General features: G+C 58.6%; 20 protein-coding genes. 11 read left to right on the top strand and 9 right to left on the bottom strand.

Annotated elements, in window-relative coordinates; genetic code table 11:
- Position 1: 1 nt before the first annotated feature.
- Positions 2-346, bottom strand: coding sequence for a helix-turn-helix transcriptional regulator (locus RIA72_RS10285; RefSeq protein ID WP_350032085.1), 345 nt, complete (start codon positions 344-346; stop codon positions 2-4).
- 360 nt (positions 347-706) lie between these two features.
- Here RIA72_RS10285 and RIA72_RS10280 point away from each other — a divergent pair, with 360 nt between their 5' ends.
- Both RIA72_RS10280 and RIA72_RS10275 read left to right on the top strand, forming a co-directional pair.
- Positions 707-1,885, top strand: coding sequence for a type IV secretory system conjugative DNA transfer family protein (locus tag RIA72_RS10280; protein ID WP_350032084.1), 1,179 nt, complete (start codon positions 707-709; stop codon positions 1,883-1,885).
- Between the two features lie 222 nt (positions 1,886-2,107).
- Complete coding sequence (locus RIA72_RS10275) at positions 2,108-3,898, top strand: recombinase family protein (protein ID WP_350032083.1); 1,791 nt, start codon at positions 2,108-2,110, stop codon at positions 3,896-3,898.
- Between the two features lie 238 nt (positions 3,899-4,136).
- Here the strand turns inward: RIA72_RS10275 and RIA72_RS10270 are convergent, their stop codons facing one another.
- Both RIA72_RS10270 and RIA72_RS10265 read right to left on the bottom strand, forming a co-directional pair.
- Entirely contained in the window at positions 4,137-4,460 is a 324-nt protein-coding gene (locus tag RIA72_RS10270; protein WP_350032082.1) for a hypothetical protein, read from the bottom strand.
- Between the two features lie 48 nt (positions 4,461-4,508).
- Complete coding sequence (locus tag RIA72_RS10265; protein WP_350032081.1) at positions 4,509-5,252, bottom strand: outer membrane protein; 744 nt, start codon at positions 5,250-5,252, stop codon at positions 4,509-4,511.
- A gap of 354 nt (positions 5,253-5,606) precedes the next feature.
- Here RIA72_RS10265 and RIA72_RS10260 point away from each other — a divergent pair, with 354 nt between their 5' ends.
- A complete protein-coding gene (locus RIA72_RS10260; RefSeq protein ID WP_350032080.1) occupies positions 5,607-6,194 on the top strand; it encodes a tyrosine-type recombinase/integrase in 588 nt (195 codons plus the stop codon).
- Between the two features lie 260 nt (positions 6,195-6,454).
- Here RIA72_RS10260 and RIA72_RS10255 read toward each other — a convergent pair whose 3' ends face one another.
- Positions 6,455-9,556: a metallophosphoesterase gene (locus RIA72_RS10255; protein ID WP_350032079.1), complete on the bottom strand. Its 3,102-nt coding sequence runs from the start codon at positions 9,554-9,556 to the stop codon at positions 6,455-6,457.
- A 244-nt stretch (positions 9,557-9,800) separates the two neighbouring features.
- Positions 9,801-10,442, bottom strand: a complete 642-nt coding sequence (locus RIA72_RS10250; RefSeq protein WP_350032078.1) for an SOS response-associated peptidase family protein — start codon at positions 10,440-10,442, stop codon at positions 9,801-9,803.
- 61 nt (positions 10,443-10,503) lie between these two features.
- Here RIA72_RS10250 and RIA72_RS10245 point away from each other — a divergent pair, with 61 nt between their 5' ends.
- Together RIA72_RS10245 and RIA72_RS10240 are read left to right on the top strand one after the other, a co-directional pair.
- Positions 10,504-11,781, top strand: coding sequence for a hypothetical protein (locus tag RIA72_RS10245; protein ID WP_350032077.1), 1,278 nt, complete (start codon positions 10,504-10,506; stop codon positions 11,779-11,781).
- Positions 11,769-12,431 (top strand): DUF2971 domain-containing protein, encoded by a 663-nt coding sequence (locus RIA72_RS10240; RefSeq protein ID WP_350032076.1) that lies wholly within the window; start codon positions 11,769-11,771, stop codon positions 12,429-12,431. The genes RIA72_RS10245 and RIA72_RS10240 overlap by 13 nt, the downstream gene beginning before the upstream one ends.
- A 16-nt stretch (positions 12,432-12,447) precedes the next feature.
- Here RIA72_RS10240 and RIA72_RS10235 read toward each other — a convergent pair whose 3' ends face one another.
- The 4 genes from RIA72_RS10235 to RIA72_RS10220 are packed head-to-tail and all read right to left on the bottom strand — an operon-like array spanning position 12,448 to position 16,321.
- Positions 12,448-13,434 (bottom strand): replication-relaxation family protein, encoded by a 987-nt coding sequence (locus RIA72_RS10235; RefSeq protein ID WP_350032075.1) that lies wholly within the window; start codon positions 13,432-13,434, stop codon positions 12,448-12,450.
- Positions 13,435-13,437: 3 nt separating this feature from the next.
- The gene (locus tag RIA72_RS10230; RefSeq protein WP_350032074.1) at positions 13,438-15,126 is read right to left on the bottom strand and encodes a type IV secretory system conjugative DNA transfer family protein; all 1,689 of its coding nucleotides are present in this window, start codon (positions 15,124-15,126) and stop codon (positions 13,438-13,440) included.
- Positions 15,127-15,129: 3 nt separating this feature from the next.
- Positions 15,130-15,762, bottom strand: a complete 633-nt coding sequence (locus tag RIA72_RS10225; RefSeq protein ID WP_350032073.1) for a hypothetical protein — start codon at positions 15,760-15,762, stop codon at positions 15,130-15,132.
- A complete protein-coding gene (locus tag RIA72_RS10220; RefSeq protein ID WP_350032072.1) occupies positions 15,749-16,321 on the bottom strand; it encodes a hypothetical protein in 573 nt (190 codons plus the stop codon). Before RIA72_RS10220 ends, RIA72_RS10225 begins: the two co-directional genes overlap by 14 nt.
- A gap of 107 nt (positions 16,322-16,428) precedes the next feature.
- Here RIA72_RS10220 and RIA72_RS10215 point away from each other — a divergent pair, with 107 nt between their 5' ends.
- From RIA72_RS10215 to rplJ, 6 genes are all read left to right on the top strand, one after another.
- Positions 16,429-16,833 (top strand): hypothetical protein, encoded by a 405-nt coding sequence (locus RIA72_RS10215; protein ID WP_350032071.1) that lies wholly within the window; start codon positions 16,429-16,431, stop codon positions 16,831-16,833.
- A 1,382-nt stretch (positions 16,834-18,215) separates the two neighbouring features.
- On the top strand, positions 18,216-18,413 hold the full coding sequence (gene secE / locus RIA72_RS10210) for a preprotein translocase subunit SecE (protein WP_109769379.1): 198 nt from the start codon (positions 18,216-18,218) through the stop codon (positions 18,411-18,413).
- Between the two features lie 34 nt (positions 18,414-18,447).
- Positions 18,448-18,978 carry a transcription termination/antitermination protein NusG gene (nusG, locus tag RIA72_RS10205; RefSeq protein WP_131617956.1) on the top strand — a complete coding sequence of 177 codons (531 nt, stop codon included), beginning with the start codon at positions 18,448-18,450 and terminating at the stop codon, positions 18,976-18,978.
- Positions 18,979-19,121: 143 nt separating this feature from the next.
- A complete protein-coding gene (gene rplK, locus RIA72_RS10200) occupies positions 19,122-19,550 on the top strand; it encodes a 50S ribosomal protein L11 (protein ID WP_131616267.1) in 429 nt (142 codons plus the stop codon).
- Between the two features lie 2 nt (positions 19,551-19,552).
- Entirely contained in the window at positions 19,553-20,254 is a 702-nt protein-coding gene (gene rplA, locus RIA72_RS10195; protein ID WP_350032070.1) for a 50S ribosomal protein L1, read from the top strand.
- A 353-nt stretch (positions 20,255-20,607) separates the two neighbouring features.
- The gene (rplJ, locus tag RIA72_RS10190; RefSeq protein WP_350032069.1) at positions 20,608-21,126 is read left to right on the top strand and encodes a 50S ribosomal protein L10; all 519 of its coding nucleotides are present in this window, start codon (positions 20,608-20,610) and stop codon (positions 21,124-21,126) included.
- Positions 21,127-21,149 lie beyond the last annotated feature (23 nt).

Genomic DNA, 21,149 nt, shown 5'->3' with positions numbered 1-21,149 from the left:
CCTAGCCTGCATGGCCCTCTTGCTCGGCGTCCAGCCGAGAAGATAGGCGCTCTAAGGTGCTCGGACGATTAAAGGTCAGACTGGAGCTGCGACTGTCGGGCAAGGTTTCCAACCGCTCGCGCAGCTCTCGGCGCACGTCGCGCAACAAGGCGGCATAGAGACTTTCAAAGGTGCGACCGTAGATCAGGGACAGCGTGCACAGCTCGGTGAGCGATGGCAGATCACGACCATACTCCAGCGACCAAATGCGCTTTGAATGGACACCCAATAAATGCGCGCAATCGCGCTGCGTCAGACCGGCTTGGCGGCGTAGCCGCCGCAGGTCGAGAGCAAAATCTGTTTGCATAAAGAACTGATGGTTATGGCTAACGGCTCCAGTGTATCCGCCCGCAGAGCCGCCCAAAAGGAGGCGTAATCCGCCCAGCTTGCGGATTGCAATCCATCAACCCATCACCAAGTCGGACCGGGTGGTGTGATCGCCGAAAAGGTGAAACCTTTTCGGGTCAACCCGTTCCGCCTTGGTGGTATGACTGGTACCCTGAGCCTCAACGTTTCCACGACCAGCCTACCGCGCCCAACGCGCCTTTGGCTAGAGAGCCAGACCCGCCCGCTGGTCCGATCTTCGCCATCGGCACAGCCGCGCTCGATGAACCCGGAGCGCACTTGTCCTCCTAGCCACCGGCCGCCACCCGACCAGAATGACGGGATGTTCGCCGATAACCCCGTCACCACCCTGGGCCTGGCCCACCATCGCTATGGCGACAAGCCGTTTGGTATTCGACTCGCTGACCGTCAGCTCCATGCGTTCCTGATTGGGCAGACTGGCACAGGTAAGTCCACCCTGCTGTACAACGTCGCTCGGCAGGACGCTGCGGCCGACCGGGGTTTTTGTCTCATTGATCCGCACGGCGACTTGGCGGCCAGCCTTCACGCCGAGTTGCCCGAAGGTACGCACCGGTACTGGAACGTCGCCGATCCTGAGAGTCACGTCGGATACAACCCGCTCACTCGCGTCTCGGCCGACTTCCGGCCGCTGGTCGCCTCCGGCCTCATCGACACGCTCAAAAAGCAGTGGTCGGATGCCTGGGGCGTCCGCATGGAACACCTACTGCGCTACGCCATCCTGGCGCTCCTGGAGCAGCCCCGGACTGATCTGCGCGACATCATCCGCCTGTTCGTCGATCAGTCGTTTCGCCAGGGCGTCACCGCCTCGATCACGGACGAGCAGGTGCGGGCCTTCTGGACCAAGGAGTATCCAGCCATGAACTACAAAACCGCCGTCGATGGCGTGGCGCCCATTGCCAACAAGATCGGCGCCTTTCTGGCCCATCCTCTGGTACGCCGGGCGGTGTGTGACCCGGCTGAGCCGCTCCGCTTTCGGCAGATGATGGATGAGGGTCACTCCCTCATCATTGATCTAGCCAAAGGCCGCCTCGGCACCGACGTCGCGAATGTCCTGGGTGGTCTCCTGATGACGAGCATCATGAATGCGGCCTTTAGCCGCCACGATCTCCCAGAAACTGAGCGCCGACCGTTCATGCTGCTGGTGGATGAGGTCAGCTCGTTCTCGACGCTGACATTTGCCAGCATGCTGTCCGAGGCCCGCAAATACGCGCTCAGCGTCACCGCCAGTCAGCAGTACCTCAATCGGGCTGACCATGAGGTGTTCGAAGCCATCATCGGTAACGTCGGCTCTTTGCTGGCGTTTCGGGTTGGGGCGATTGATGCCCCGATCATCGCCAAACAGCTCGGCGTGGCAACGCCCGCCGATCTGGTCAATCTGCCGAATTACCGGATCATGGTGAGACTGATGGTGGATGGCCAGCAGACGCCGCCCTTCACGGCCGACACCTTCCCAAGCCAGCGGGCGGGTTCGCCCTCCTAGCGCCAAAGCAGGCGGCGGGTAGCATGAGGGTCATGTCCACACTGCCGCTTCGACATCAGCAATCAACGCAAGAGCGCCACCGTGATGCGCCGGTCACGTCGTTTTCGCACGAGACAATCGCCGCGCTCGAATCCCTCGGCCGCGTCTTGCGTCCAATTCATGCTAGAATGAAAGCGGCTGAGGCGGCGGCCCGTTGTGGCAATGCCGATCAGATTCTATTTCATGAACAAACAGGCAAAACGGGAAGCGGCTACCCTCGCTGACATTAAGCGTGGCGTCTATCGCGATTGCTACCTGGTCTATAACCGGAAGAGCCTCGATGAACCCAACTCGCAGAAGAACTCCCTCAATTATCAGCGGGCCGAAAACACCGCCTCTGCCGTGCGGGAAAATCTCCGGGTGGCACCGGTTTCGTTGACTGGGTTTTGCACCGACGGCGTTGTCTCCGAGAAACACTCCGGATTCAAAGAAGGTGACGAACTAACCATCACAGACGACGGTATGGTGCGGTACCGGATCGAACGGCCGAAGTTCCAAAAACTGCTGCAACATCTGAGCCAGGGCCACTTCAAAGGCGTTATCTGCCTGAGTTGGGATCGCATTAGCCGCAATCGCGGCGATGACACCGTGATCCGCAAGCTAATGCGCCACGGCGTGGACGTACGCTTCGCCTATGCCGACTACGACGACAGCAGCGCCGGTCAGCTGCACATGGACATCGACGGCATGTTCGCTCAGCACCATTCTCGGGTTACCAGCGAGAAGGTGACGCTGAGCACCCGGCATAGCCGATTGCAGGGAAAATGCACCTACCGCGCGCCGATCGGCTACCTGAACACCGGCAGCATGGACCAGAAACCGACCGACCCGAAGCGCGCACCGATCATCAGAGAGATGTTCAATCTCTACGTCACCGGCGAGTGGAGCCTCGCCGACCTGGCTCGATTTGCTACCAATCAGGGCTTCACGACGCTTCCAATGCGTCGCCGGCGCAGCCAGGCCGAGATCCTGGCCGATGAGGATGACGACGAGGGTGACCTCGACACCATACGCCCCAAGACTAGTCGCCCGGTGACAGAGAACCACGTGAGCCGTATTCTCCGCAACCCCTTCTACACCGGACGCGTCATTGGCCCCGATGGTGAATACATTCCAAGCAGCAGCCACGGGGCGCTGGTGACTGACGAGGTGTTCAACGCTGTCCAAGCGGTCCTCGCGCGCAAGACCGTCAGCCTGCACTATGTCGAAAAGCTCGACCACCCGATGCGCGGCCTGGTGCGCTGCGCCCACTGCCGCCGCGTCTATACGCCGTACACGAAGAAGGGCATTTTATACTTCAATGCTCGGTGTGTGACTGGCTGTCCGAACACACTCAAAAACTGCAACTTCACTTTCATGGCCGAGCGCATCGGCAGCCTGATCGCCGGACTCCGTTTCACGGACGGTGAATTGGAGGAGATCGATGCTCGAGCCAGTACCGACATCGTGCTGTTGCAGGAAAAACGGCAGGCAGAGCTGGCCAAGTTGGAGCGCCGCAAGAAGCGCGCCCGCGAGGAGCTGTCCTATCTCGAAGCCAACCGTTTGGCGCTGTTGAAGTCGGGCGCCTACACGGCCGAAAGCCTTGTTGCCGAGCGAGCGCGTCTCCACGCCGAGCTGAACGCGGCCAAGACCGACGAGGACATCTCAGACGAAGCCATGCGGGAATTGCTGGACGAGGTCGTATTGCTTTCGGAACTGCTGAAAGACCTTATTCCAACCTACAACTTCGCCGAACCACGCGAAAAAGAGCAGATCGCTCGCGTGATCTTTTCAGAACTGTTCCTGGCTCAGGATGTGTTGGATTATAAGGTCAAGGGAGGTTTTGAGCCCTTTGTTGATCGCATTTCTGCTACTCGTGACCCGGTGGCTTGGCTTTCAGAAATATCTGACAATCGAGCGGAAATACGAAAGAGCATAGCTGCGCTTAAATCGGTGCGCTGTAATATAGTCCATGATGTTCGGCAAAACGGGTAGCAAAATATGCCTTTGGACCAATATGTATCGTGAGTAATATCCGCAAGCTCTAACTCGGCAGACGACGCCCCAACTGAAATACGAACAGATACCTGCACAATCCCCGCGTGGTTGAAGATTTTCCTCGCGAGATCGAACCCAAACACAACGAGCCACTGAATGACTTGCAGAGTAAGGCGATTGATGACGACCGCGTGTACCTCATTGCGTGATTTGTCACACTTGCCCCATAGCCCACCTAGGGCCCCAACGTGGCCCTAATAAAGCGTCCCGAGCGACTGTGGTGGTAGACCAGGGAGCCGTCCGGGTTGCGATAGAAGGTGTAGTTCGTGTTGGCGCCCTCGATCACGCCGTCTGGCCGGAGTGTGTAGTTCCAGGGGCCGGCGCGTGCTTGGCCGATGCGTTGGTAGGTATAGGTGCCGTCGCTTCGAAACAGGAACGTACCGCTCGGGCTGCGCCAGGGTCGGTCGATGAAGGTCGCGCGCACCTCGGCGGCCGTCAATCGGGTTCGGTCGTCGGTGCCGGTGGTGGTGCATGCAATGGCCAACAGCAGCACGGCCACAATCGGTACCAACCTCCACATTGTCTGTGCCATGTGAATCTTTCCTGGTCAGCCGCCAAACTTCCACGTCAGGTTGGCCCGGATGGTTTGCATGCTGGTGTCGTAGTCAAACACGTATGGCGTGCCTGGTGTCCCACCGCCGAAGCAGACGACGCAGATGCCATTGACGCTGGCGGTGCCGAAGTCGGTATAGAGGTACTCGACACCGACCACGACGCGCTCGCTGAAGGCCAGTTCAATGCCGCCGCCGACCGTATAGCCGGTGCGAGTCTGCCGGTCACTGGTCGGACCGAGTAGGCCCCGAAACGGCGTCGTGCTGGTGTCGGCGATGCTGTGTTCGATGCCGGCAACCGCCAGCCCGCCGGTGCCATAGATAAAGGCAGGCAAGCCTGTGTCCGGAACGGCCAATCCGGCGCGTCCGCGGACTGTCGCAAACCAATTGATGTCGGTAGTGCCGGTGAGATCAATCGTCGTGCCGATCTGCGTGATGTTTGTGGCTGAGATGTCCGCTTCGACGCCGAGGACGACGTTGCCGAAGGCGTAGTTGTATCCGGTGCGCACGCCGCCCAGGAGCCCTGAGCCGGTATCATCTGCAAACCCACCAGCGACGTACCACGGGCCAAATGGGCCGGTGCCGGTGTCGGTCGCGCGAACGTCAATCGCGGCGCCTCCACCAGTCACGCCGACGAAGAGCCCACTCCAGTCGAAGGCGGTGTCCTGGGCTGCGGCCGGCGATGCGACGAGTGAAGCGGCCAGTGCTGCGGCGGCCAGCCGCGCGGTTGTGCTGTGCATGGAACGTGTCCCCGTTTGATTGTGTGTGGAAGAGGGAGTGGGTGGTCGCGTGGACGTTCCCAAGAAGGTATGAAGTAGTGCCAACTATCGATCCCCACGTTGCTTCAGAGCGCTCTGCAACACAATTACCAATTCTGTTGCAGAAAACGGCAGGGGAGCGTTAATCGGCCATTGAGGGCGTTGACGATTCGGCTGTTGCTGTGTCAATGCATGACAACAGCTGCGCCACATGGCGCGCTGGGTGGTATAATCGAGGTGTCACCTGCAACAGAATTGGTAATTGTGTTGCAAGTGGGCAACAATTGCCCCGATACCGCGCCTGTGCGGTGTAGGTCCCATTCGAGAACCACCACCATGCCAGCCATCAGTACCGACATGCGGCTTCACGCCGCCACCGGCGCTCGCCTGTACATCAACGAACACGAGCGTCGCCGCTTCATGGAAGCCACCCGCGTGGCTCCTGTCCCGTTCAGACGGCTTTGTCTCGTCTTGACATTTACCGGCTGCCGGGTTTCCGAGGCACTGGCCCTGACCGGCCAATCCATACAGACGGACACCGCAACCATCGCGATCAGGACCCTGAAGAAACGCCGGCATACGGCAGTCCGAGAAGTGCCAGTGCCCACGTCGCTCATTGCCGAACTGACTCCAGATGAGCGACCATCCGACGCGCGGCTCTTTCCGGTATGTCGCACGACCGCCTGGCGACAGGTCAAGTCCGTCATGGACGCGGCCTCCATCACGGGGCCGCAGGCCACCGCCAAGGGTCTACGGCACGGCTTTGGCGTGCACGCCCTTCAATCCGGTGTACCGCTCAATCTCCTGCAGAAATGGATGGGCCATGCGCACATCTCGGTGACCGCCGTATATGGCAACGCGGTCGGACCGGAAGAGCGGATGATTGCAGAAAGGATGTGGCACGACATATGCCGGACAAACTGATCAGCTGCAAGCGAGGCCGATACGGTTGCTTTGGCCCAAACGGCCGGAAGTCGATCAACTGTTCGAGAGTGACGGGATCTCCGGATATCCGCAGAGCTGCCCATAGCGGCAGCACTGCAAAGCGCCGACTCGGCGGGAAGCGGTCGTTCGTTGCAGTGGCACGGTTACTTTGGTGAGTTGGATAAAGCAGACGTTCACTTGAACTCCGCTCACCTCATGATCGAATTGGTTTAAATTTCGTCGACACTTAGAACTCTCCGTCATGAGCTGCCGCGCTTCTTCTCGGCGGCGGCAGACTTCATATCTCGGACCAGCCGTTGTTTTTTCAATGAGTCTGGGTTGCCAAGTGCTCTCTCACCAACGGACTTCCGAATGCCATTGACGATGTCCGCGGTGTAAGTCCGCATTTCCGAGTTCCGTCCGCTGCCCAAATACTCTCGTTTCAGAGTGCGCATAGATGCAGCGAAAATTGTCTCATCTTCACATGCTGTGATACTGTCGAGATAGGCCTGTTGGTTGGGTTTTGCAGGCAAAGCAAGTAGCGCGTCGCGAGCAAAAAGTTCGCCCATTTCTGACAGCTTGGGCAGAACCGTTCGTAAGGCGACCGACAGCTGGGGGTTCTTGGTGGCTTCCGCCAGAATCCTAGAGACAGAGTTTGGTGCGTTGAATTTGAACTCCGCAACAGATCTCGCGCGATCGACGATTGCGCCATAATTGATAAATCTCACACCACCGGCTACTGTCACTGGCGACGTGGCTATGTGGGAACGAGCTGCACTCATGAAGCCCACCCAAATCTCCGCCACACAATACAACTTCTCAAGATGCCGAAGCTTATCATTCGCTGGGATGTGGAGAGCGTTTCGGACAAGTTGCGCGTATAGTCGCATTGCGACCAGAAGCTTTGCTTCTAAATCAGAGACTTCTGTCCGCCGACTAATTCCACGCCTACGAAGTACGTTAGCTAGCCTTTCGTTATCGCGGCTATCGGCTACTTCTGGGTCAGGCTCGGAACGATCAAACTCCGCAAGTTCCTCCAGTACTTCTGCTATTTCCTCTGGGTCATCCTCGGTAGACGCTTGCCACTCGCTTTTCAGGTCAATCCCGTCTCTAGAGTACTGCTCCAACAAGAGTTTTTCTAGTTCTTCTACCTGCGTATACAGCTGGTCCAGCACTGCACCCGTGTCAGTCCCTTCAAGCTCACCATAGAAAACGACTTCATGATGATGCTTGAATAGGTTATCTTCCGAGGTAATCTCCGCAGCAAATGTCGGGTCCGATTTCATCTGGCGAGCAACAAAGTATGAAAACAGGTAGTCAGCCCTAAATGTTATTCGACCATCTTCGCTCACCAATATGCCTTTTTCTTCAAACTCTTTGAGCAACCCTCGCGGTAGCTCCATCAGGTAATTTGACTCGTACTCACTGCTGACCTGCTCCCACTCACTATCCGAAAGCCCCCCATTGTTTCTTTCAAGTATCTGGCGAGCAACAAAACTCAAGAACTCGATCTTATCGTGCGATGAGAAAGTACCTTCTCTTACATCTTCTAATTCAAAGCGGCCTAGAAGGCACTCCACATAGCGATCCAGAAGTCTTGCTTTGTTTATTGGTCGAAAATCATGATCCTGTACAAGCGTCTCAACAAGGACCGCAACGGTGCTTGGGAAAACTGGTTCATTGATTTGTGACAAGGATTCAACTGCGTGATTTGCGAGCCGATCAATGATTGCGTCGTCCGTTATTTTTTGTCGGTGCGTAGAAATGACTTCCCTTATATCTGCCACACCTAATTCGCCCAGTTCATAGACATCATCGTCGATCAGAGACATCGCAGGGTAGTCAGCGCTTGAAACGGCTTGACCAACCTTCTCTGTCCGAACAAACGCGGTGATGCGAACCTTCGGGAAGAACCGGCGCATAGTTTGGCGAAAATTGTTAAAGTGCTCCGCGTTGCTTAGGTTCAATCCATCCACGATCAAGCGGACCGCCCCCTGCTGAGCAAGGTGCTCCATTTCAGAATTTGAGAAACGCGTCAAACAGGTTTGTACCATTGACCGAATAATCGATGCCCTGTTCACGCTCGCTTCTCCAGCATCAAAAAAGACTGGGAACACGCCGGTAGTCGCAACTCTCTCCGCAATGCCCTTGAACGTAAGAAATGCTGATGTGCTTAGCCCCGAGTCAGCGGGCGCGATCAGAAACCTGTCCCTAGAGCTTTCCTCGTACAAAACGGAGAGCGCCACAGGCGCTTCTAACCATTGCTCTTCTTCATTAAACGCCACCTTTCCTATTTGCGGAGTAATGAAGCTCTCAATGTACGTCGACTTCGCTCGAACATTGCGCCTATGCCAATCGACAAAATCATGTGGCATATCACTCAGAAATCGCTGTGTTAGTGCAGGCAGAGATGGGGATTTCTGGAAGAAATCGCGGTCAGCTTCTTTTGGATATGCGACGCCTCCACGAGCGAAATCCTCTCCCACTACAAATAGGCGCTGGCTTTTTGAGTATGATCGGTAGCTAATTTCAGATGCCTTACTCCGAGTATTACAGCGAATAATTGCATAGCCGTTTGTACCCTTTGACCAATCTGCGCGAAGTGGTGGCGACTGTATGAAGCTGGCGCCTGATCGATTTCGTATGAGTTGGGTCATGTCCGCTGTATGCACATGGCCATACAAGACTAGATCGAACTTTTCAGTCGCAATCGAAGTGACCGCATCGCGGGTCACCTCTTCCAGCCAATCGAATGGATGGTGCAACAATAGAACCCGAAAACCTTCAGTAGGTAGCTTGTTTGCATAAGTCGAGAGAATGTGCGGCTCGACCCTAAGCTTGCCACGATCGCTATCATCCTTGTCACGCTGAAGGGAGAGCCAAGTGGAATTCATACCGACAATTGAAATGTCGCCGATTTGTTTGATGTAGCCGTAGAATGATTGCTCCACATACGGAGCAAATAAACCCTCGAGTGTTTTGTAGTTCTGAAGCGGTCCATCTGCGTCAGCGCCGAATGGTGATGCGACGAGTTTGTTTCCGGAGAAGAGGTAGCTGCTTGCGCGATCATTTAGGAAATTTGCAGCCTGTTGAGCGTCGGTAAGGTCTCTTTGGATGTCATGATTACCAGGGACAACGACGATTTGGTGATCGGATTCGATCAAAGGTATAAGAAGAAGCTCGAAGAGAACATCGTACTGCTCCTGGTCGCCTGACTGCACGAGATCGCCAGAGAAGGCGGTGATAGTGTTCGATCCAAGTGGCAGTCTTTTTAGGTCATCTCGCAATTTCTCAATTCGAAAACGGTTTTCTACGTCGTTTCTGAAGTGAAGATCACTCAAATGAACAATCGAGTATTCCATTCATCCTCACCAATCTGTTCTGACTTGTGATCGGAATCGCTGGCGTCCAAGTTACCTTGTGGCGCCAGAGCAGGCCATAGGCAACGATTGGATTTAGAGTCGTGGGGCTTATCTGTTCTTGGAAGCTGCCAGACAATTTGCGGGCAGCGGAGACGCCCGCGCGCAGTTCGGCGCGTGCCTCTCCGCTGCCCGCAAAGCTGGTGAACGGTACCACGCAGCGATGCTCGACCCCAAGCCAGCGCCGCTAGTGTGGTGACTTGATATTGCGCACATTGGTGACACCGCTATCGGTCTTGCGGTTCTTCAGCACAAAGGCCGGAGACGGCATCCCCCAGCGCATCATCGACAGCACCCGGCCACCGTCGTCGTTCCAGACTACTGGAGCATGTTGATTGGGAAAGATGCCCGGCAGGGGCGGCATATTGCCGGTGCGATCCTGCCACACCTTGACCAGGTCCCGAATAGCAGCCTGCCCTTTGGTCATGGAATACAGGTTGCACACGCCGAAAATGTCCTCCCCCTGCCAGTTCAACCACTGAGCTGGGAAGGAGTATGTGCTGTTGTCGGTTCCGCAAGCAAGCTCCTGGTCCGAAAAGGAAAGCACGAACGCGCGGGTCAGTTCAATGTCGCGCAAATAGATACCCAAGGCGCCGCTGCCGAGCGCCGGAGCCGGATGGGTGGCGTAGTGACCTCGGCCGACCTCAGTTTCCAGCCAGTCGTGGAGATCGATGAGGCGGTTGCCAAAGCCTCGGTCAGGCGTGGTGAACTTGACGCAAATCGGAAAAGCTTGATCGTCGATCTTTGACTGTGAGGCGGACCGTCGCACCGCTTTCCCACTCGAATGGTCGCTTTTTGTTCCGTTTGACCGTTTTTCGATCAGCGGCAACCACCGGCAGTTGCCAGGGCTCTGTCTCTTGCAGTTAACTGGCTATGGCGAGGAGGAGACGTTGGACGATCAGCCAATCAAGGAAGAAGGTATCTATTTTATAAATCGGCAATCGCTGCTGGTGTTGATACCGCTGTTTTTGATCACCGCCCTCGCTAGCATCACATTTGTCTGGGAGAAACACCGCGAGGCACGTTGGGAGCGCGAACTAAACTGGAGGCCGCACGATCACACCCAAATCTTTCGCGTCAATGCTGGAGAGCCCACCGAACGCATCACGGTTGGTGGGCGATGCTTCCGCTATCGCACAGATCCCCACGACGCTAACGTGACTATGTACCGGGAACTCCGCCGCGATGAGCGGGTGGAGTTGCCAGGCGGGTGCTCCAATACGAGCGACTGTCCGGTAATTAGTTTAGCGATGGATCGTCCAGGGTACGTTTTTGTTGAACGGTCAGGCCATGTATTTCGTCTTGGACGCAAAAGTTACAACGTTTCATGCGAGTCGATCTTGGCAGGTTGGCCGAAGCACCAGCGCCCCCCTGACGCTGTTGCTGAACAACAACGCATCCAGCGTGACGCCGAAGAAGCGGCTGGGCCGCGCACCACGCAGCGTGGGGATCTAGCGTCATCGTTCGCCGTTCTCGTGTCGTCGCTTGCGAGCGGCGAGCGAGAAGAGATTGCCCCGGCCCGCGACTGTGTGGCCACCCAATCCAGAGGTACCTATGGGGACGCGCTCGCACCGGACGATCTCAGTCGCTGGGTTCACGATGGACAGGTTACCTATCAGGCTAATCGGAACGATGTTCTGCTCGAAGTACTACACTTTGATGTCCACGACCAATCATGCCAACGCACGCTTAACCGACTACTAGTCGCAGGACTGGTGAATCGGACTGTCTTTGATGGTGCTCGGGTTGAGGAAGTGTCCGCGCTGCCACGAGGTATTCCACCACGGTCAACGACTGCGGCACCGACACAAAACACCCGTCTCACAGCCAAGCCAGAAGACACCAGGAAAGTCATGCAGGCCGCGCTGGCCGGTACATTCACACTACACGAACCACGACTGCAACCGCGACAGCGCTACATCATTGACGATCCCCGCGAGTGCCTCAGCGTGCAATCTATGGGCGCCGGTGGCCGCCATATCGTCGCGCGCGCCACCCATGGCAACGGCATTGCGTATATCGGTGACCGTGGCACAACTCATCTGCGCCTCATCAACTTCGACCGACAGCTTGGCAGCTGCCAAGAAACACTGAATGTCTTGCGAGAGGCGGGATTTGTTGGGATGGGCGAGTTTCGTGACGGGGTGGAAAACCTTTGGGCGCGCTAGGCAAAACAAAACGACTCTATCACTTCACGTCGGCGGGATATGCGCTCAGTAACATCAAGCACCGGCGGCTAAAGATCGCGCAAATTGCCGATCTCAATGATCCATTCGACCTTCGGGCGCCTCGGCTTTCAAGTCGTCAAGAACGCGCTATTTGGGACAAGTGGCGCTCCGACATGAGTGCCACGCTCGGAATGCTCTGTTTTTGTCCACATTGGCGCAACGTCGTTATGTGGAGCCACTACGCTGACAAGCACAAAGGGGTGTGTTTGGGATTTGATATCCCCGAATCTAAGGTCAATCAGGTCGAATACACGCAAAATCGCCCGGGCATCGACCTATCGCACCTGCCCACCGTGACCGATATGCAACGATTTGCATCGTTGAAATCAACCGACTGGCAATATGAAGACGAGTGGCGCGTTTGGAGCAGGCTTGATCAGCCATGCGAAGTTGAGGGCAGGCAACTCTACTTCCATGAGTTCGATGATGAGCTAAGGTTGGCCGAGATCATCGTCGGGCCATTGTGCAAGGTAACGAGTTCCGATCTCCACCCGTTGGTTTCAGGCTATGAGCAACAGCCCAAACTGATTAAGGCCAGGTTAGCATTCAAGAGTTTCAGAGTGACGTCGCAACGCTTAGGTCTCGAATAGTAGCACCCGCGCAAACCTATCCGGCAAGTGCCATAGGCGAGCCGCTGGCGTCCTTGACCGGTGCCGCAAGCACGTCACCGTCGTTGGCGGCAAGCGCCTCTTGATCAGTGAACAGAAACCGCACCGGCGACACCGTTTGCGCCAAATGCGCTTGGTAGGCCGCGATCATGGTTTTCACCCGCACTGCCGTCGTCGTCACGAACAGAACCTGAAACGTGGGGATGCCGAAAATCTTGGTATGGGATTCGTTTTTGAAACCCTGGCTGTAGATGACGAGCTTGCGCAACACCGAGTTGCCCTGCCAAAACTTTCGACTTTGCAATCGCCGTGCTGACGGCTCGATGGTCTCCGTGCCCCGGTCCAACTCAATGAAGAGGTAGCGACTCCGCTTGTTCTTCGGGGCATCGAGATAGCGGATGGCGCACCAGCCGTCCGGTATCAGGCCCTCAACTTCTCGCCAGCCATGCCAATCGACCCGTGTGGTGAAGCGATACGGCAACCGCGTGCCTTTGAGCAGATCGGGTCGCAGCCGAGTGAGGATTTGGTCGGGGTACTCAAAGTCGAGGCGCGGTGCGTGGCGACGAACCGATGTTTGCAATTGGACGAGAAGTCGCCCTTGTTCGAGCGTGTGCTCGATATGAAGCGGCGACAATCGCTCGCCCGAACTGGCCCAGCGGTCGGTACGAACCGGCAGACTGAACCGATCCTTGATGTGGCGTGCAGCGCGATTGCCGAGGGTGTAGGCCAGCGGCCAGCTGCCACCTTCCAGCCGCCGCAACTTGCGCTGCTGCAACGGTCGCACCAGATACCCAGCATCGACCAACTGCCGCAGTCGTTTGCCGAGCCGGTCGGGGCTACGCTCCGGGAGCAACTGCCGGATCGTTGCCGCATCAAGCAGTTGGTGCCGATAGATCGCCAAGAAGATGGCCTCATCATCGGCCGTGACGACGAGCCGAGGCGTTTCGGCCTTAAGTTTGAAATGCGGTGTTCCACGCCCAGACATCGGCTAGACGCCCAAGCCGTCGTCTTCCGGGTCAAAGGCTACGGCGTTGGTCGAGGCCACGACACCCTCGGCTCGGCGCTTCATCCCGGCTCGCACCTCAGTGCGTGGCGACACGACCGGGCTGGCCTCATTCAGCCGCGCGATACGCGCGGGAACGAACTCAGGCAGGAGCGTGCCGGGCTTGACGTCGTAGGTCGTGATTTTCATCGGGGCCACGGTCGGACTACACACCCACGCTTGGCGCGGCTGTAAACGCAGCAGTTCAACCATCCCAAGATGAATCAACTCATCAAGCTTGTGAAGCTCGGTCGGTAGAACCGCCAGTTCCGGTTCCAGGCCCTCGCTGCGTCCGTAGGACTGGCTTTCGCCACCTGCGCTGAATCGATTGCTACTATCCAGCTGCATGGAGCTCGATGTGTCCTGCACGATTTGTCCGCCAATTGCGTTGCCGTTCGCGTCATACAGTTGGGACATTCCCGTCATGGTTCCGGCGCCACTGGCGGCAGCCGTGCCGCTCCCGTGAATCTCGGTCGTCGTGGCCGCCTCGCTCTCGAACCAGCGCACGTGGTAGGCGACGACAAACGGCTTATCCATGCTGCGCTTCGGCAACTCCAAATCGAAGCTGGTGCGGAAGAAGTGGCGCGACAGCACTTCAGCGGCGTCGTCATCATTGGGGTTAAACACGACTTTGAGCTGCGCCCCGGCCATGACGGCGTTGTAGAAATTGTCGCCATAGTCTCGGAGTTGGTCAAGCCGCTGGTGCGAGAGCACCATATGCAGACCAAACTTGCGGGTCTGATCGAGAGACTTGACGACATCCTCGGTCAGATAGTCGGCGCATTCATCGATGTAGCAGTAGAAGGGCCGCCGTTTTGCTCGGTCCAGATCGCGGGCAAAGGCGGTGGTATAGAGATCGTTGGTGATGAGGGCGCCCAGCAGACGGGACGCTTCACCGGAAATGACCCCGCCGCGCGAGAGGTTGACCAAAACGATGTGGCCTTTATCCATACAGCGGCGGAAATCGATGACGTTTTCCGTCTGACCCACGATGTCTTTGATGGTCTCGTCACCCACAAACGCCAGCAGTCGGCTGACCGTACTGTCGAGGTACTCGCGAAACTCGCGGCCACCGGCGTCGAGCAGGTCCTCCCAGACGGCTCGGTATTCGGGGTTGGTGAGCGTGCTCGTCAGTTGTAGCGCCTCGTCGCGGTGCTGGCGGAAGATCAAAAACCGGGCCTCGGCCAGTGAGAGCTTGTGTTCGGCCAGCACATGGAACACAGCCCGCAAGCACTTCGCCAAGCGTGGCGTCTGTGTCAGGTCCGTGCCACCCCACACCTTGAGGCAGGCGTCTACCATGGCATCAACGCGGTAGCCAATCGGCGTGCCATTGTCGACGACCAGCGGATTGAAGCCGAAGGTGTAGGTTGGATCGGACGGATTGAGAAGGTGTATGGTTTTGACGCGAGACCAGCCTTCGGACACCAGCCAGTTGAGCACGTTGCTATAGAGTTCGCCGTGCGGGTCGATCACACACACGCCGCGGCCCCGGATCACGTCCTCCCGGATAAGGTGTTCTAGGAAGAAACTCTTGCCTTGGCCCGACGCGCCCATGACGTGCATGTGCGTGCTGCGGGCGTCATCGTACAGCCGGATTGATTGACCGCCACTGCGAGCCAGGCTGATCGCGCTCATGGATTAGTCGTCGTCCTCAGCCTTCTTCTGCTCCAACGTCGCAATGCGATCCGTCAGGGATCGAATCTTCTGCGAATAGGCGTCTTCTTCGGCTTCGGTCACTCCAGCCCCGGACTGACGACGCTCTGCCCACTCATCCATGACCCGCTGACGCTCGGCCTTCCCAGCTGTTATCAGTGTATCCAGATCAGGCGCAGTGCGATCAAGTTTCGCCTGCAACCGCATCTTTTTCAGCTCCGCCTCCATCTGGCGGGCCTCCAACTCGGACGCCTCGGCGGCCGCCAGCTTCTCTTCGTGGCTCAGCGCACGGTTGGCCGCCGCCGTCCGTTGCCGCTTTTCTGCCAAATCGGCCTTGATGCCTTCGGCCACTAACGCCCTGATGTCGGCCAGATTGTTGAGGCGAGTGGATGAAATCTCCAGATCAACAACGGCGTCGGTGTACTCAGTTTCTGCTCTCACCTTGTCAGCCCTCGCCCGCTCAACGCGAGCCTCGGCTTCCAGACCGCGGCGTTCCAACCACTTGGCGCTCAGCGCCATGAACCCGAGGGTAGGGGTCATCGGAACAGTGGCGAGCGGCTCGTTCTGCGCCACCACTTCACCTTCAAGCGCCCTTGGCTCCTTGTTATCGCTGCTCATCGTTCGTTTCCTCTCCCTCATATGTTCTTTGCCGCGCCCGCTGTTCTTCGCGCTCGATGGCTGCTTCGGCCAGAACGGCAGCGGCCTTGGTTCGTTTTGCCTCGGCCCGAATACGCACCTCCTCTTGACGCATGGCGCGTTCTTCCAGGCGCGCATCATAGACAGACGAGGCGCGCTGTTTGGCCGCCCGGACGAAACCGGCGGCATCGACACTGACGCCCTTCACGGCTCGGACCGTGTCGTAGGTGTAGAACATGGCCACGAACTTAAGCGCTGGCGGCAGGCCATCCGGGTCCGGTCGAACGATCATGACGACGATCACGCCGATAGTCGCCGCCAAATAGAGCCACCATGACCATAGTGCCCACGTCCCGACGAACCCTTCGCCAATGCTCATGTGGACGTCCGTCGCACACATCAGGATCGGAATCCAACCGGTGCTGAGCAAGATCGCGCCGAAGATCACCAGTGCGCCGCCGTAAACGGCGGCCCCACCGACAATGATGACCAGAGCGATCCCAAGAACGATGATGCCACCAACGAATTCCAGGAGCGGCATTTGCTAACCTATTGATTCTATGATATAATTCATGAAGAACTACTTCTCTCGCGCGTGAACAGCGCCCGGAACTTCCTCCGAGCGTGGTGTATGTGCGAGAGGATACAATGGATTTATTGCTCTTTCTACTGATCACCGGCGCCATTTTCATTTGGATTTTGCGTCGCACCGCATCAGTTCGTGTCACCGGCAATGTCGCGTACAACCCGGTGCCGCGGTCAGCCACGGATGCGCTCTACGAGGACGTGAAAAAACGTCAGTGGAAAGCACTGGCCCGACTTCGCCAGCGCGAAGCGCAGGTTCAACACTGCGCCGACGAGATCACTTCGGCCCGGAGCAAATTGGCCGAACGCCTCACTCAAAGCCTGCGTGACGATCAGCGCGAGCACACGAAGCACCAGCGCGCGTTTGCGATGGCTTGGAACCAGTTCCTTAGCGTCATGGACGCTCGCTACGGCGGCTCGATTGTCGATGCCGCCTTACAACGTTGCAGCCTCTCTCGTGAGGCTTAAACCATCACCCCCCGGACAACTCTGTCCGGGGGTTTTTCAACCAGGCACGGTGCAAAGCGATAGACCAAGATGCTACCCGGCAGTCCTACGACTGCCGGGAGCGGGGCGGCGCGCATGCGCCGAAGCGGCAGCGGGAAACCCACGTTTCCCGGCGTCATGCCAGCCCGCCAGCAGCGGGCCATTCAAACGCGCAAATTTGAAGAACCCCGCCAGCGGCGGGGTTAGTTTCAATACTCGTCAGCGCGTATTCTCCAGTTGGCGCGGTGCCAGTTGGACACGCCCACGCGACGGGAAGAGGAGGCTCACCGTCAACGCGACTGCGGCTTGACGGCAGAGGGCGTCCCGTAGACTGGGCGGGACTGCTAGGCACCGCCATCTTCACCCTCGGGCACGAGGAAATCGTGCCGCCAGCACTCTTGCTGGCGTCCATGGGGCAGGGTCACTGCCCCCATTGCACGGCTGTGCAATACCGGCGGCATTCTGCCGCCCCATGTTCCCCCGTGTTGTCGGACGCCGACAGAGCAAGAGACCCACAATTGGCCGACGTACCGGACATGCTCTCATAGCCCAACCGGACTATGAGACGTGTCTGCTACGCAGGCCGTGGGTCTCGCTCGTCGTGCGCTCGACCCCCTTCGGTCTGGTGCCGGCCGCCCGTAAACCGACATCCATCGGGCGGCCAAACCCAAGCATCGACGCCCTTCAAAACATCCGTGAGAGAAGGGCGGAAGGTGCGCAGTCCGAGCTAGAAGTCAATGCTCCGATCAGGACATATGACTTCGCGAGGAAGACCGTAGGGGGTCGAGCGCAGCGAAGACAACACGGGGGAACGAATTCTGGCAAGTAATCAAGCCGATAGGCTTTGTCGCCAGAGTTTCAGCCTGTCTGTTTCTAGAAACAGACAGGCAAAGAGATGGCTGTGGCCATTCTGGACACGGGCCGACCCAGGGCAGGTTTGACACCGTCAAAACCGCCGATTTTCGACCGATTCGTCGACAAATCCCTTGCACAAATCAATGCACAATCCTTCACACCATCAGCTTTTCAATATATTTATCAATAAGTTATCGAATCACAAGTCGGTCTCCAAAACCGAAGGTCCACGGTTCGAGCCCGTGTGCCCCTGCCAGAGGTTCGCGGCACGCCGGTCACAGGGCTCCGGGCGGCGCTTGACTTTTTTGCCGTGCGCCCTTGATCTCGCCCCGAATCGCCGCTAGATGATCTCCTGCGCTGGAATTGCCCTTGCGGGCGGGTTGCGCTTTCACCAACACGAACGGGAACTGACATCGACGGCGCATCCCTTTGCGTGTCGAAGATCACCCCGTTACGCAGCAGGAAAGGCGGCGCGGGCGCATTTCGCCGCCACGGACCGGACGATCTAGATGGCACGCACCAATCCGTTCACCTTCATTCAGCAGGTGCGCGCGGAAACGGCCAAGGTGACCTGGCCGTCGCGCCGCGAGACGCTGATCTCGACGATCATGGTGCTGATCATGGTGGTGATCGCGGCACTGTTCTTTTTCACGGTCGACCAGATCTATTCCTGGGTCTTCGACCTGATCTTCGGTCCGGCACGATAAACGAAAAACAAGATCACGGGTGGTTCCGACGCTGATGACGGCGCGCTGGTACATTGTTCATGCCTACTCCAACTTCGAAAAGAAGGTGGCCGAGGCGATCGAGGAGAACGCCAAGGCCAAGGGGCTGTGGGACCGGTTCGAGCAGATTCTCGTGCCCGTCGAGAAGGTGATCGAGGTGCGCAAGGGCCGCAAGGTCGATGCCGAGCGCAAGTTCTTTCCCGGTTACGTGATGGTGCGCGCCCATCTGACCGACGATGTCTATCACCTGATCAAGAACACGCCGAAGGTGACCGGCTTTCTGGGCTCCGACAACAAGCCCGTGCCGATCTCCGATCGCGAGGCCGAGCAGATCCTGGGCCAGATCCAGGAAGGCGTCGAGCACCCCAAGCCGTCGGTCTCCTTCGAGGTCGGCGAGAGCGTGCGCGTCACCGAGGGCTCGTTCGCCTCGTTTAACGGCATCGTTCAGGAAGTGGACGAGGAACGTTCGCGCCTGAAGGTGGAAGTGTCGATCTTCGGCCGGGCGACCCCGGTCGATCTGGAATTCGGGATGGTCGAGAAGGGCTAGTCCGAAGTGCCGGTCGGGGACTTTCGGGTTCACGGACCGGTCGCAAAGGTGGGAGGCAGGCGCGCCTGAGCCGGGCGCGCCGAAGCCGCACCACCGACGTCTCAACCGCCGGGTGACGCCGGCCTTGGAAGGAAAGACGACAAATGGCCAAGAAGGTTGCAGGCCTGCTCAAGCTGCAGGTCCCCGCAGGAGCCGCCAACCCGTCGCCGCCCATCGGGCCGGCGCTCGGTCAGCGCGGCATCAACATCATGGAATTCTGCAAGGCGTTCAATGCCGCCACGCAGGAAATGGAAAAAGGCGCGCCGATTCCGACGACGATCACCTACTATCAGGACAAGTCGTTCACCTTCAAGACGAAGACGCCGCCCGCCGCGTTCCTGCTCAAGAAGGCCGCGAACCTGAAGTCGGGCTCCAAGGCGCCGGGCAAGGAATCGGCCGGCTCGATCAGCCGCGACAAGGTGCGCGAGATCGCCGAACTGAAGATGAAGGACCTCAACGCAGCCGACATCGAAGGCGCCATGCGCCAGATCGAGGGTTCGGCGCGGGCCATGGGCCTGAAGGTGGAGGGCTGACCATGGCAAAGCTTGGAAAACGCACCCGCGCGCTGCGCGAGGGCATCGACCGCAACGCCGTGCTGCCGCTCGAGGAAGCCGTCGAGATGATCAAGCAGCGGGCCACCGCCAAGTTCGACGAGACGATCGAGCTCGCGATGAACCTGGGCGTCGATCCGCGCCATGCCGACCAGATGGTCCGCGGCGTGGTCAACCTGCCCAACGGCACCGGGCGCGACGTCAAGGTCGCCGTGTTCGCCCGTGGCGACAAGGCCGAGGAAGCCAAGGCCGCCGGTGCCGACATCGTTGGCGCCGAGGACCTGGTGGAGACGGTGCAGAACGGCCAGATCGACTTCGACCGCTGCATCGCGACGCCGGACATGATGCCGCTGGTCGGCCGTCTGGGCAAGGTGCTCGGTCCGCGCGGCCTGATGCCGAACCCCAAGGTCGGCACCGTCACGCCCGACGTGGCCGCCGCGGTGAAGTCCGCCAAGGGCGGCGCCGTGCAGTTCCGCGTCGAAAAGGCCGGCATCGTTCATGCCGGCGTCGGCAAGGCCTCCTTCGATGCCAAGGCGATCGCCGATAACGTGCGCGCGTTTGCCGATGCGGTGCAGAAGGCCAAGCCGGCCGGCGCCAAGGGCACCTATGTGCGCAAGGTCGCGCTGACCTCGACGATGGGTCCGGGCGTCAAGATCGATCCGGCGAGCCTTTCGGCCGCCGAGTGAATCGAATTCGGAACCGGTCGCGATAAGCAGTTGGTTCCCTTCAAGAATTCCGGCTCCGCCTGGCGGGACCGGATGGCCGGGAAACCGGTCCCTGTCCGAGATTGCAGGCGGCTCGCCTTAATTCGCATGAGCCTGCATGAGACGGGTGCGGACGTTTCATGCCCGAACCGGCGACGGGACGGGCGGAGAACGGTTCGAACCGTATTGCCTTGTGCCGCAAGGGGCCCGTCGGGCGCCTGAGGCGTAAGGGGGCAGGATCCTCGAGCGTCGCGGCGCGGGGTCCAAACCCGGGGCGCGGCAAAGGCAAACCGCGATGGCAGGCCGAGCCTTCCATCGCACGACGGAGAGACGAAGTGGATAGAGCGGAAAAACGCGAATTCGTCACCCAGCTGAACTCGGTCTTCAAGCAGTCCGGTTCGGTGGTGGTGGCCCACTACACGGGTCTGACCGTCGCGCAGATGGGTGACTTGCGCACCCGGATGCGTGATGCGGGCGGCACCGTGAAGGTTGCGAAGAACCGCCTCGCCAAGATCGCTCTTCAAGGCACGGAAGCCGAGGGCATGTCCGACCTGTTCCAGGGTCAGACGCTGATTGCCTATGCCGAAGATCCGGTGACGGCTCCGAAAGTGGCAAGCGAGTTCGCCAAGAGCAACGACAAGCTCGTCGTTCTTGGCGGAGCGCTCGGCCCCACTGTTCTCGATGCGGGTGGCGTGAAGGCTCTGGCCGAACTGCCCTCGCTTGATGAACTGCGGGCCAAGCTCGTCGGCATGATCCAGACGCCGGCGACCCGCCTTGCCCAGGTCACGAGCGCGCCGGCCGGCCAGCTGGCCCGCGTGTTCGGCGCCTATGCCAAGAAGGACGAAGCCGCGTGAGGCTGTCTTTGAACCGTCAAACC

The sequence above is a fragment of the Sphingopyxis sp. genome (assembly GCF_040216815.1).
GTDB lineage: Bacteria > Pseudomonadota > Alphaproteobacteria > Sphingomonadales > Sphingomonadaceae > Sphingopyxis.
This window is presented reverse-complemented; position numbering and strand designations above follow the sequence as displayed.